Annotated in this window: 14 protein-coding genes; 6 read left to right on the forward strand and 8 right to left on the reverse strand. The window is 70.0% G+C overall.

Annotated elements, in window-relative coordinates; genetic code table 11:
• Positions 1–37: 37 nt before the first annotated feature.
• Positions 38–1405, reverse strand: a complete 1368-nt coding sequence (gene purB / locus ACE3Q2_RS07410; protein WP_231694052.1) for an adenylosuccinate lyase — start codon at positions 1403–1405, stop codon at positions 38–40.
• A 146-nt stretch (positions 1406–1551) separates the two neighbouring features.
• On the opposite strand from purB, the gene ACE3Q2_RS07415 reads away from it, so the two are divergent.
• On the forward strand, positions 1552–2958 hold the full coding sequence (locus ACE3Q2_RS07415) for a class II fumarate hydratase (RefSeq protein WP_374473576.1): 1407 nt from the start codon (positions 1552–1554) through the stop codon (positions 2956–2958).
• Positions 2959–2964: 6 nt separating this feature from the next.
• Here the strand turns inward: ACE3Q2_RS07415 and ACE3Q2_RS07420 are convergent, their stop codons facing one another.
• The 6 genes from ACE3Q2_RS07420 to ACE3Q2_RS07445 form a co-directional block, all read right to left on the reverse strand.
• Positions 2965–3780, reverse strand: a complete 816-nt coding sequence (locus ACE3Q2_RS07420; protein WP_231694050.1) for a DUF4097 family beta strand repeat-containing protein — start codon at positions 3778–3780, stop codon at positions 2965–2967.
• 14 nt (positions 3781–3794) lie between these two features.
• Entirely contained in the window at positions 3795–4364 is a 570-nt protein-coding gene (locus ACE3Q2_RS07425; RefSeq protein WP_231694049.1) for a DUF2884 family protein, read from the reverse strand.
• Between the two features lie 68 nt (positions 4365–4432).
• Positions 4433–5419, reverse strand: a complete 987-nt coding sequence (locus ACE3Q2_RS07430) for a hypothetical protein (RefSeq protein WP_231694048.1) — start codon at positions 5417–5419, stop codon at positions 4433–4435.
• Positions 5416–6273, reverse strand: a complete 858-nt coding sequence (locus ACE3Q2_RS07435; RefSeq protein WP_231694047.1) for an ABC transporter ATP-binding protein — start codon at positions 6271–6273, stop codon at positions 5416–5418. Before ACE3Q2_RS07435 ends, ACE3Q2_RS07430 begins: the two co-directional genes overlap by 4 nt.
• Positions 6273–6638 (reverse strand): GntR family transcriptional regulator, encoded by a 366-nt coding sequence (locus ACE3Q2_RS07440; RefSeq protein WP_231694046.1) that lies wholly within the window; start codon positions 6636–6638, stop codon positions 6273–6275. The genes ACE3Q2_RS07435 and ACE3Q2_RS07440 overlap by 1 nt, the downstream gene beginning before the upstream one ends.
• A 1-nt stretch (position 6639) precedes the next feature.
• The gene (locus ACE3Q2_RS07445; protein ID WP_231694045.1) at positions 6640–6924 is read right to left on the reverse strand and encodes a hypothetical protein; all 285 of its coding nucleotides are present in this window, start codon (positions 6922–6924) and stop codon (positions 6640–6642) included.
• Positions 6925–7065: 141 nt separating this feature from the next.
• Here ACE3Q2_RS07445 and ACE3Q2_RS07450 point away from each other — a divergent pair, with 141 nt between their 5' ends.
• The 5 genes from ACE3Q2_RS07450 (at position 7066) to ACE3Q2_RS07470 (ending at position 10841) form a co-directional block, all read left to right on the forward strand.
• A complete protein-coding gene (locus ACE3Q2_RS07450; RefSeq protein ID WP_231694044.1) occupies positions 7066–7638 on the forward strand; it encodes a glutathione peroxidase in 573 nt (190 codons plus the stop codon).
• A 74-nt stretch (positions 7639–7712) separates the two neighbouring features.
• Entirely contained in the window at positions 7713–8486 is a 774-nt protein-coding gene (locus ACE3Q2_RS07455; RefSeq protein ID WP_231694043.1) for an FKBP-type peptidyl-prolyl cis-trans isomerase, read from the forward strand.
• Positions 8487–8572: 86 nt separating this feature from the next.
• The gene (locus ACE3Q2_RS07460) at positions 8573–9913 is read left to right on the forward strand and encodes a UDP-glucose/GDP-mannose dehydrogenase family protein (RefSeq protein WP_231694042.1); all 1341 of its coding nucleotides are present in this window, start codon (positions 8573–8575) and stop codon (positions 9911–9913) included.
• A gap of 10 nt (positions 9914–9923) precedes the next feature.
• Positions 9924–10145 carry a SlyX family protein gene (locus ACE3Q2_RS07465; protein ID WP_231694041.1) on the forward strand — a complete coding sequence of 74 codons (222 nt, stop codon included), beginning with the start codon at positions 9924–9926 and terminating at the stop codon, positions 10143–10145.
• 15 nt (positions 10146–10160) lie between these two features.
• Entirely contained in the window at positions 10161–10841 is a 681-nt protein-coding gene (locus tag ACE3Q2_RS07470; RefSeq protein ID WP_374473577.1) for a DUF2058 domain-containing protein, read from the forward strand.
• Between the two features lies 1 nt (position 10842).
• Here the strand turns inward: ACE3Q2_RS07470 and ACE3Q2_RS07475 are convergent.
• Positions 10843–12270, reverse strand: a 1428-nt coding sequence (locus tag ACE3Q2_RS07475) for a vitamin B12 dependent-methionine synthase activation domain-containing protein (RefSeq protein ID WP_374473578.1), incomplete at its 5' end; no start/stop codon positions are given.

Genomic DNA, 12270 nt, shown 5'->3' on the forward strand with positions numbered 1-12270 from the left:
CTATCCGCGTTCATCCGCGCAAATCCGTGGCAAAAAATCAAACGTCCCGGGCCAGCGACGCGGCGTGGCCGACGTAGCCGGCGGGGGTGAGCGCGAGCAGGCGGGCCTTGGCGTCGGCCGGCAGGTCCAGGCCTTCGATGAAGGCGCGCATGGACTCGGCGGTGATGCCCTGGCCGCGGGTGAGCGCCTTGAGCTGCTCGTAGGGGTTGGGCAGGCCGTGGCGGCGCATCACGGTCTGCACTGGTTCGGCAAGCACTTCCCAGGCGGCGTCGAGGTCGGCGGCCAGGCGCTCGGGGTTGGCGCTGAGCTTGCCCAGGCCGCGCATCAGCGCGTCGAGCGCCACCAGCGAATGGCCGAAGGCGGTGCCCAGGGCGCGCAGCACGGTGGAGTCGGTCAGGTCGCGCTGCCAGCGGCTGATCGGCAGCTTTTCCGAGAAGTGCGAGAGCAGGGCGTTGGCCAGGCCGAAGTTGCCTTCCGCGTTCTCGAAGTCGATCGGGTTGACCTTGTGCGGCATGGTCGAGCTGCCCACCTCGCCGGCCTTCACGGCCTGCTTGAAGTAGCCCAGCGAGATGTAGCCCCAGACGTCGCGGCACAGGTCCACCAGCACGGTGTTGATGCGGCGCTGCGCGTCGCACAGCTCGGCGATGCCGTCGTGCGGCTCGATCTGGGTGGTGTAGGGGTTGAAGTCCAGGCCCAGCGATTCGACGAAGCGCTGCGCCAGCGCCGGCCAGTCCACTTCCGGGTAGGCCACCACGTGGGCGTTGTAGTTGCCGACGGCGCCGTTGATCTTGCCGGGGAACTCGATGCCGTGCATCACCGCCACCTGGCGCTGCAGGCGCGCCACCACGTTGGCGATTTCCTTGCCCACGGTTGTGGGCGAGGCGGTCTGGCCGTGGGTGCGCGAGAGCATGGGCAGCGCGGCGTGTTCATGCGCCATGGCGCGCAGCTTCTCCACCACCTCCCAGGTCTTCGGGGCGATGACCGTGGTGTAGGCCTCGCTCAGCATCAGGGCGTAGCTGAGGTTGTTGATGTCCTCGCTGGTGCAGGCGAAGTGCACGAACTCCAGCGCCGGGCCGAGCTCGGCGTCGTCCTTCAGGCGCTCCTTGATGAAGTATTCGACCGCCTTGACGTCGTGGTTGGTGGTGCGCTCGATTTCCTTGACGCGCGCGGCGTCGGCCACCGAGAAGCCGGCGGCGAGGGCACGCAGGCGGCCGGCGGCGGCGTCGGAAAAGGGCTTGAGCTCGGCCACGCCGGGCTCGGCGGCCAGGGCCAGCAGCCACTCCACCTCGACCCGCACGCGGGCCTTGACGAGCCCGTACTCGGAGAAGATCGGCCGCAGCGCCTCGGCCTTGCCGGCGTAGCGGCCGTCGAGCGGGGACAGGGCGGTGAGGGCGGCGTCGGACATCGGGCGGGCTCGGGCAAGGCGGGAAAGGCCGCCATTCTACCCGCTCCCTGTAGGAGGGGCTTCAGCCCCGACCCGGCCGGTCGGGCCTGAAGGCCCTCCCACAGCACGCGCGGTATGCTCGGGGACAAACCGCGAGGAGCCCCGCCATGGCCGCCCACACCCGCACCGAACACGACAGCCTCGGCGCCCTCGAGGTGCCCGCCGGCGCGCTCTACGGCGCCCAGACCCAGCGCGCGGTGCTCAACTTCCCGATCTCGGGGCTGGTGATGCCGCGCTACTTCCTGCGCGCCCTGGGCCTGGTGAAGGCCGCGGCGGCGAGCGCCAACGCCAGCCTGGGGCACCTGCCGCCCGAGGTGGCCGACGCCATCCTCGACGCCGCCTTGCAAGTGGCGGCGGGCGACCTGGACGGCCAGTTCCCGGTGGACGTGTTCCAGACCGGCTCCGGCACCTCCAGCAACATGAACGCCAACGAGGTCATCGCCACCCTGGCCTCGCGCGGCCGGAAGCAGCCCGTGCACGCCAACGACCACGTCAACATGGGCCAGAGCTCGAACGACGTGGTGCCCACGGCCATCCAGGTGGCGGCCCTGCTGGCCTGCCGCGAGCGCCTGCTGCCCGCGCTCAAGCACCTGCGCCTCACCATCGACCGCAAGGCCCGCCGCGTTGGCAAGGTGGTCAAGACCGGCCGCACCCACCTGATGGACGCCATGCCGCTCACGCTGGGCCAGGAACTCGGCGCCTGGTCGGCGCAGCTGGCCTCGGCCATCGACCGCATCGGCGACACACTCGACCGCGTCCGCCAGCTGCCCATCGGCGGCACGGCGGTCGGCACCGGCATCAACGCCGATCCGCGCTTCGGCCGGAAGGTGGCGAAGGAACTGTCGGTGCTGTCGGGCCAGCGTTTCGCGCAGGCGCGCAACCTGTTCGAGGGCATCGCCGCGCAGGACGGCGCGGTGGAGCTTTCCGGCCAGCTCAACGTGCTGGCGGCCACGCTGATGAAGATCAGCAACGACCTGCGCTGGATGAATTCCGGCCCGCTGGCCGGGCTGGGCGAGATCGAGCTGCCGGCGCTGCAGCCGGGCAGCTCGATCATGCCGGGCAAGGTGAACCCGGTGGTGCCCGAGGCCGTGTGCATGGTCTGCGCGCAGGTGATGGGCAACCACGCCACGGTGACGATCGCCGGCGCCAGCGGCAATTTCCAGCTCAACGTGATGCTGCCGGTGGTCGCGCACAACCTGCTGCAGTCGATCGAGCTGCTGGCCAACGGCTCGCGGGTGCTGGCCGACACGGCCATCCAGGGCTTCAGGGTGCGCGAGGACCGGCTGGCGGAAGCGCTGGCGCGCAACCCCATCCTGGTGACGGCGCTGAACCCGGTGATCGGCTACGAAAACGCCGCGGCCATCGCCAAGCAGGCCTACCGCGAGAGCAGGCCGGTGCTGGAGGTGGCCATGATGCGCACGGGCCTTGGTGAAAAGGCCCTGCGCAAGCTGCTCGACCCGGCCGCCCTGGCCCGGGGCGGCATCCACGGCAAGCCGGGCGGCGGGGGCGGCTGAGCCGCCTCAGTCTTCGCTGGGCAGTTCGACCCGGCCGCGCACGCCGCGGTGGGAGACGTCGCCACTATGGATGCGGCGCACGACCAGGTCGCCGCCAACGTCGCTGGCGCGGACGTCGCCCGAGCCGACGCGGCCGATGCGCACGCTGCCGTCCACGCGGGACACCTCGGCGTCGCCCGAACCGATCTCGTCGAGCTCCACGTCGCCCTTCACCCCGGCCAGGGTGAGGTCGCCCGAGCCGACCGAGCCGACGCGCGCGGGGCCACGGATGTCGCTGGCCTCGAAATCGCCGGAGCCCACCGAGCGCAGGTCGAGTTCGCCGGCGCCTTCCACGGTCACGTCGCCGGAACCGACCCTGGCGCGCACCAGGCCGGCGATGTCGCGCAGTTCGATGTCGCCCGAGCCCACCTCGGCGCGCACCGACCTCAGGCCCGAGACCCAGGCGTCGCCCGAGCCCACGTCCAGTTCGACGTCCACGCCCGCGGGCAGCTGGGCGTTGATCTCGAGGTAGGCATAGGTGGGCTTGAAGAGGATGCCGGTGGCGTAGCCGCGGCGCTCGGCACGCACCAGCAGGGTGTCGCCGCTGCGGCGCTGCTCGAGCACCAGTTGCGGGAAGTACTCCGGGTCCGACGCGCAGGCGCGGGCGGTCAGGCCGCCGGCGCCGGTGGTCGCGCCCAGCCGCAGGTCGTTCTGGTTCACCTCGAAGCGGACTATGCGCACGCCTTCCAGGTCCAGCGCCAGGCTGCGTGGCTCGTTGAACTCGCAGTCGGTGGCGAAGGCGGAAGCGGGCAGCAGCAGGGCAAGCAGGGCAAGTCGTTTCATGTTTCGCTCCGGTGTCATTGTTCGACGTGGCAGTCGTCGACGTCGCTTTCGTCCATCTGGGCGTAGGGCTCGAACTGCGGCACGGCCTGGCGCAGCGCCTGCTGCGCGGCGTACAGGGCCGGCAGGCGGTCGCACAGGGCCTTGGCGGTGCCTTCGATCTCCTTGGCCTGGGCCTTCGCCCGCTCCTCGATCGAGGTGGTGTCGCCGCTGAGCAGCCCCTTGGCGGTGTCGGCCACCGCGCGGGTGGCCAGTTCGGCGGCCTGCAGGCCGATTTCGGCGCCGGCCTCGGCCACGCCGGCGAGCTGGGCGCGGTAATCGAGCACGAGCTTGCGCTGGGCATCGTCGAGCGGCACCGCCTGGCCGTCGATGATCAGGTCGCCGGCGGGGGATATCGCGGCCTTCGGGAGCGTGCCGTCGCCGTCGTGCAGGCTGAGGTTCTCGTTGGCGAGCTCCTCGCGCAGTTCGCCCATCGCCTTTTCCGAAACCGCCGCCAGGCCGGACTCGTCGGCGTCGGCCGGGGGCTCGGACGAACCGCAGCCCGCGAGGGCCAGCAGGGGAACCAGCAGCAGGGGAAGTCGGGACATGGGGCCTCCGGGAACGCGAAAAGAAAAAAGGCGGGGCGGCCCGGGGGGCGCCCCGCCAAGGGGGTAAATCAGCCTTCGTCGCGGGAGCGGCGGAAGTGGATGGCGCCGAACACCATGGCCGCGCCGGCCACCACGCCGATCCACAGGTCGGGGGTCAGGAAGGCGCCCCAGGCGTTCTGGGCCGAGAACAGCGCCACGATGTCCTGCGGGCCTTCCGGGTTGAAGTTCTGCATGGCCGGGTCGGAGGCGCCGCGGTAGACCAGGTCCATGCCCGGGGCGGTGCCCAGCAGGATGCGGCCGACGACGTGCTGCCAGAACCAGCTCGCGCTGGAGCCGAACATTTCCATCACGTCGAACCAGCTGACCAGGATGCCGGAGAACACCGGCACCAGCAGCGCCCACAGGAAGGGCTTGGTGCGGGCCCAGGCCGAGACCAGCAGCAGCCAGCCAACGGTGGGCATGGCCCACAGGGCGTAGACGGGCAGGGCTGCGGCCAGGTGCATGGCCACGGTGAGCGGGCTCGCAGGGCCCCAGATCAGGTCGATCGGGTTCACGCCGTGGAACAGCGCGTAGCCGCTGAGCAGCACCAGGAAGCCGAAGGAGGTGGCGATGGCCGCGAGCGTGGCGATGACCGGGGCCACGACCAGGGCGCTGACCAGCTTCGACAGCACGGTCTGGCCGTCCGAGAGCGGCAGCGACTTCCAGAACAGCACGCTGCGGTCCTTGCGCTCGTCGTACAGCGAGCCCAGGCAGTAGAAGAACACCACGAACGCCAGCACGATGTAGGGCCAGGAGCCGGCGAGCAGGGCACCCAGGTCGAGCGCGCCGCCGAGTTCCGCCGCTTCCTTGGGCGTGAGGGTCTTGGTGAGCTGGCTGAGCTCGACGCCGTTCATCTGCACCGACTCGCCGTCCACGCCGCGGCGGACGCTTTCACCGGCGATGATCGCCATCAGGCTGATCACCAGGAAAACCGCGCCGGCCACCACCGGGGCCCACACGAAGCCGCCGCGGTGCTCCCAGGATTCGCGCTTGAGGAGCCATTTGAAGGTGTTCATGCGTAGGTTCCTTTCATGGTGGCGACGAACAGGTCGGCGATGCCGGGGTTGCGGACCTCGCCCAGGGCGGCCAGCTGGTCGCGCGGCACCCCGTCGAACAGCATCACGGCCTTGCCGAACACCGAACGCTCGTCGATCGGCTTGAGGGCGCGGGCGGCCTCGGCCTTGTCGGCCGGGACCATCACTTCGCAGAAGCGCTCGCTCACCTCGTCCATGCTCGCGGAGAGCACGATCTTGCCCTCGCGGATGAACATCAGGTCGGTGAGGATGTGTTCGATCTCCTCGACCTGGTGGGTGGTGACGACGATGGTCTTCTGCTCGTCGAAGTAGTCCTCGAGCAGGTTCTGGTAGAACTGCTTGCGGTAGAGGATGTCCAGGCCGAGCGTGGGCTCGTCGAGCACCAGCAGCTTGGCGTCGATGGCCATCACCAGGGCGAGGTGCAGCTGCACGATCATGCCCTTGGACATCTGCTTGACCTTCATGTCCGGGGTCAGCTTGGTGTGGGCGATGTAGGCCTCGGCCTTCTTGCGGTCGAAGCGCGGGTGCACGCCGGCCACGAAGTCGACGGCGTCCTTCACCTTCAGCCAGCGCGGCAGCACGGCCACGTCGGCGATGAAGCAGACGTCGTGCATGAGCTCGTCGCGCTCGGTGCGCGGGTTCTTGCCCAGCACCTTAAGTTCGCCCTCGTAGGGCACCAGGCCCAGGGCGGCCTTGAGGGTGGTGGTCTTGCCCGAGCCGTTGGGGCCGATCAGGCCGACGATGCGGCCGGCCGGGATGTCGAAGCTGATCGAGTCGACCGCCGGCTTGCCCTTGTAGCGCTTGGAAAGGTTGCGTGCGGAGATGACGGCGCTCATCACTTCTTCTCCTTGCCGGCCACGGCCACCAGCCGCTCCATGTCCAGGCCAAGGCGCTGGATGCGCTCGACCACCATCGGCCATTCATCCTTCAGGAAGCGTTCGCGCTCGGAGGCGAGCAGCTTCTCCCGGGCCCCTTCGGTCACGTACATGCCAAGTCCCCTTCTTTTTTCCACGAGTTCCTCGTCCGCCAGCTCTTGGTAGGCGCGGGAGACGGTGATTGGGTTGAGCTGGTACTCGGCCGCGATCTGGCGCACCGAGGGCAGCGCTTCGCCCGGCTGCAGCACGCCGTCGAGCATCATCGCCACCACCTTGTCCTTGAGCTGCCGGTAGATCGGCGCGCTGTCGTTCCAGGCGATATTCATCTCAGGACTCCCGGCGCGGCATGAGGGAGGCCATGGACACGTAGGGCATGGCCATGTGCCGCTGCAGGGCGCCGCGGCGCAGGGTGCCGGCGCGCAGGGCTTCCTCGCTGGCGCTGGCATTGGCGCCGAGGGTGGCCTCGTCGGCGGCCTCGCCGAGGGCGGCCAGCACCGGGTCCGGCAGGGTCGAAACCGGCTGGCTGGGCGGGGCGCCGAAACCGTAGCCGGCGGCCAGGACGCCCAGCGCCACGGCCAGGGCCATCAGGTTGGACTTGAACTTGGGGTACATACCGCCTCCCGCTTTGGTGAGGTAATGAACAGGTGTTGTAGCGAACTATAACACCAAGATTCGGCCTGTCAACACCCTTTGCACGCCGGAGGACCCAAACTGATGGCATAGACCCGGACCGTCCCGGGGGAGGGCAAGCTCATGAAGAAACGAACCGCGTTCATCCTGGCCGCGCTGCTGGCCGCGGCGCCGGCGCTGGCCGGCCAGGCGCTGCTGGACAAGGACTTCCGCCGCCTGGCGGGGAAGGAAACCGTGAACCTGCAGCAGGCCTACGGCGGCCAGGTGCTGCTGGTGGTGAACACCGCCAGCAAGTGCGGCTTCACCCCGCAGTACGAAGGTCTGGAAGCGATGCACGCGAAGTACAAGGAGCGCGGTTTCGCGGTGCTGGGCTTCCCGTCCAACGATTTCATGGGCCAGGAGCCGGGCACCGAGGAGCAGATCCAGGAGTTCTGCACGCTCACCTACGGCGTGAAGTTCCCGATGTTCGAGAAGGTGCAGGTGCGTGGTTCCGGGGCCACGCCGCTGTACCAGGAGCTCGCGGCGGCCACCGGCGAGGCGCCGGGCTGGAACTTCCACAAGTACCTGGTGGACCGCGAGGGCAAGGTGGTGGCCAGCTTCGGCAGCCGCACCACGCCGGACGACCCGAAGCTGGTGGCGGCGATCGAAAAGCTGCTCGACGCGCCGGTCCCGGCCAAGCCTGATCGCGGCCGTTGAGTTGCCGGCGGCGGGCCGCGACAATAGGGGACGACGTGCCGACCCGGCCCGCCTTCCCCAGGAGTTGTAACCCGATGAATTCCGCCCTGCGTTTCGCCGCGCCGCTGGTGCTCGCCAGCCTGGTGCTCAGCCTCAGCGCCTGCAAGTCCGAGACCACCGACGAAGCCGCCCCCGCGGCCGAAACGGCCGCCGCCGGCGAGCCCGGCGCGCCCATCATCCCCGGCATCGCCGGCCTCGAGACCGAGCGCGCCCAGGTCAGCTACATGATCGGCCGCGACATCGCCAACTCGATGAAGATCATCAAGGACGACCTCGACCTCGAGATCCTGCGCCAGGCCATGGAAGACACCTTCCAGGAGCGCGACTCCAAGCTCACCGACGAGCAGATGAAGGAAATCCAGGCCGCGTTCACCACCAAGCTGCAGGCCCGCCAGGCCGCCGAGGCCGCCGAGCTGGCCGCCAAGAGCAAGGCCGAGGGCGAAGCCTTCCTGGCCGAGAACAAGGGCAAGCCGGGCGTGCAGGTCACCGAGAGCGGCCTGCAGTACCGCGTCGAGCGCGCCGGCAACGGCGCCACTCCGACCGCGTCCGACGTGGTGCGCGTGCACTACAAGGGCACCCTGCTCAACGGCGAGACCTTCGACAGCTCCTACGACCGCGGCGAGCCGGCCGAGTTCGGCCTGGGCCAGGTCATCCCGGGCTGGTCCGAGGGCGTGCAGCTGATGAAGGTCGGCAGCAAGTACACCTTCTGGATCCCGGCCGAGCTGGCCTACGGCGAAGCCGGCGGCGGCCCGATCCCGGCCAACGCCATGCTCACCTTCGAGGTCGAGCTGATGGAAATCGTCAAGTAATACGCATCGGGTAGGACGGGGCGTCGGCGGCTTCCGCCGGCGCCCGTTCCCTGGGCACGGATGGCCCACGCCCGCGAGGAGGCAACATGCGCGTCACTGTTTTCGGCACCGGCTACGTCGGCCTGGTCACCGGCACCTGCCTGGCCGAGGTCGGCCACCAGGTCACCTGCGTGGACATCGACCAGGCCAAGGTGGACGGCCTCAACCGCGGCGTCGTGCCCATCTTCGAGCCCGGCCTCGAGGACATGGTGCTGGCCAACCACGGCGCCGGCCGCCTCTCGTTCACCACCGACGCCGCGCAGGCCATCGCGCACGGCGAGGTGCTGTTCATCGCCGTGGGCACGCCGCCCGACGAGGACGGCAGCGCCGACCTGCAGTACGTGCTGGCCGTGGCCCGCACCATCGGCAGGCATCTTTCCCGCCCGGCCATCGTGGTGAACAAGTCCACGGTGCCGGTGGGCACCGCCGACAAGGTGCGCGCCGCCGTCGCCGCCGAGCTCTCGGCGCGTGGCAGCGACATCGCCTTCGAGGTCGTTTCCAACCCCGAATTCCTGAAGGAGGGCGCGGCGGTCAACGACTGCATGCGCCCCGACCGCATCGTGCTGGGCTCGCGCTCGGCGCCGGCGGTGGAAACCATGAAGCGCCTGTACGCGCCGTTCAACCGCAACCACGAGCGCATCGTGGTGATGGACGAGCGCTCGGCCGAGCTGACCAAGTACGCCGCCAACGCCATGCTGGCGACCAAGATCAGCTTCATGAACGAAATGGCGAACATCGCCGAGCGCGTGGGCGCCGACATCGAGATGGTGCGCCACGGCATCGGTTCCGACCCGCGCATCGGCTACCACTTCATCTACCCGGGCGCCGGCTACGGCGGCTCGTGTTTCCCCAAGGACGTGCAGGCGCTCGAGCGCATCGCCCGCCAGGCCGGCTACGAGGCGAAGCTGCTGGGCGCGGTGGAAGCCGTGAACACGGCGCAGAAGGACAAGCTGTTCGCGCTGGCCGAGCGCCACTTCGGCGGCGACCTGCGCGGCCGCACCTTCGCCGTGTGGGGCCTGGCCTTCAAGCCCAACACCGACGACATGCGCGAGGCCTCGAGCCGGCGCCTGCTGGAACTGCTCTGGAACGCTGGCGCCACCGTGCGCGCGCACGACCCGGAGGCCATGCACGAAGCCACCCGCATCTTCGGCCAGCGCCCCGACCTGGTGCTGTGCGACACCCCGGCGCAGGCGCTGGAAGGCGCCGACGCGCTGTTCGTGGTGACCGAGTGGAAGGCGTTCTGGAGCCCCGATTTCGCCGCGCTCAAGGCCGCGCTCAGGGCCGGCGTGGTGTTCGACGGCCGCAACGTGTACGACCCGGCCCAGGTCGAGGCCGCCGGCCTGGCCTATTACGGCATCGGCCGCGGCCGCAGCCTGCAGCCACGCTGAGGAGCCGCCCGTGTCCAGCCAAGAAGACCTCGAGCGGCGCCTCGCCGAACTCGAAACCCGCCTGGCTTTCCAGGAACATTCCATCGGCGAGCTCAGCGATGCGCTGGCCGACGCCCGCATGGAATCGGCGCGCAACAGCGAAACCCTGCTGCGCGTCACCGCCGAACTCAAGCAGCTGCGTACCCTGCTGTACGCCGACCCCGGCAGCGAACCGCCGCCGCCGCACTACTGATCCAAGGTTGGACCCATGAGCAATTCCTTGCGCGAAAAGCTGCTCGGCCTGGGCTTCAAGGCCCCCGAGCCCGAGCCGCGCCGCCCCGCGAAAACCGAGCGTCCCGCCGGCGGCCCCGACAAGGACCGCCCCGCGGGCGCCCGCCACGGCGGCCCCGGCAAGCCGGGCGGTGGTGGCAAGCCGCGTCCGCAGGGCGAGCGCCGCCCCGGTGGCGGCAAGCCGGGTGCCGGCAAGCCCGGCCAGGGCGCGCCGCGCAAGCCGCGCACGGCCGAGGAGATCGACCTGGCCAAGGCCTACGCCATCCGCGCCCAGCGCGAGAAGGAAGAGCGCATCGAAGCCGAACGCCTGCGCCAGGAAGAAGCCGCGCGCCGCCGCGCCGCCAAGGCCCGCTGCGCAGAGCTGATCAAGGACCAGGTACTCAACGACCCCGCCGCCGAGTTGGTACGTCACTTCGAATACGGCGGCAAGATCAAGCGCATCTACGTCAACCCCGACCAGCTCAAGGCGCTCAACGCCGGCGCGCTGGCCGTGGTGCAGCTCGACGGCTGCTACCTGCTGGTCACCGCCGCGCTGGCCGGCGAGGTGGGCGAATTGCTGCCCAGCCTGGTCGCGCTGAAGGTGGACCCGAACGCGCCGGCCGGCGACGACCCCTATGCCGACCCGCAGTACCAGGTGCCCGACGACCTGGTGTGGTGACTCACTCCGGGTCGTAGTCGAGGTTCGAGGCCAGCCAGCGCTCGGCCTGCGCCAGCGGCACGCCCTTGCGGCGTGCGTAGTCGGCCACCTGCTCGCGCGAGAGCCGCCCGACCACGAAGTACTGGCTCTTCGGGTGCGAGAAATACAGGCCGCTGACCGCCGCCGCCGGGTACATGGCGAAGCTCTCGGTCAATGAAATGCCGGTGTGCCGTTCGGCGTCGAGCAGGCGGAACAGCGTGGCCTTCTCGCTGTGCTCGGGGCAGGCCGGGTAACCGGGCGCGGGGCGGATGCCTCGGTACTGCTCGCGCACCAGCGCATCGTTGTCCAGCGCCTCGTCCGGCGCGTAGCCCCACAGCTCCGTGCGCACCTTCTGGTGCAGGCGTTCGGCCAGGGCCTCGGCCAGGCGGTCGGCCAGCGCCTTGAGCAGGATGGCGTTGTAGTCGTCGTGCCCGGCCTCGAAGCGGGCCAGGTGCGGTTCGATGCCCAGGCCCGCCGTCACCGCGAAGCCGCCCACCCAGTCGGCGCGGCCGCTCTCGCGCGGGGCGATGAAGTCGGCCAGGCAGAAGTTCGGGCGGTCGTCGGGCTTTTCCGCCTGCTGGCGCAGGCAGTGCAGGGTGGCCAGCGGGTGGCCGGCGTCGTCCAGCACCTGGATGTCGTCGCCGGCGGAATGCGCCGGCCACAGGCCCGCCACGGCCTTCGCCACCAGCCACTTCTCGCCGATGATGCGGTCGAGCATGGCGGTGGCGTCGCGGAACAGCTCGCGCGCCTGCGCGCCCACTACGGCGTCGTCGAGGATGGCCGGGTAGCGGCCGGCCAGCTCCCAGGTCTGGAAGAAGGGCGTCCAGTCGATCACCTCGCGCAGGTCTTCGAGCGGGTAGTCGTCGAACACCGTGAGGCCGGGCTTGAGCGGCGCCGGCGGCACGTAGGATTCCCAGCCGCCGTCGAAGCGCTTGGCGCGGGCGCGGGCCAGCGGCATGAGCGGCCTGGCCTCGCCGCGGTTGGCGTGGCGGGCGCGCACCTCGGCGTAGTCGGCGGAATTGGCGGCCACGAACGGGCCGCGCAGCTCGGCGCTGAGCAGGGACTGGGTGACGCCGACCGCGCGCGAGGCGTCCTTCACCCAGACCACGGGCGAATCGTAGTGCGGGTCGATCTTGAGTGCCGTGTGGGCGCGCGACGTGGTGGCGCCGCCGATCATCAGCGGCAGGGTGAAGCCCTGGCGCTTCATCTCGCGCGCCACGTGGCTCATCTCCTCCAGCGAGGGCGTGATCAGGCCGGAGAGGCCGATGATGTCGGCCTTCTCCTCGCGGGCGCGGTCCAGGATCACCTGCGCCGGCACCATCACGCCCAGGTCCACGACCTCGAAGTTGTTGCAGGCCAGCACCACGCCGACGATGTTCTTGCCGATGTCGTGCACGTCGCCCTTCACCGT

Source organism: Arenimonas sp., from assembly GCF_041913985.1.
Taxonomy (GTDB): Bacteria; Pseudomonadota; Gammaproteobacteria; order Xanthomonadales; family Xanthomonadaceae; genus Arenimonas.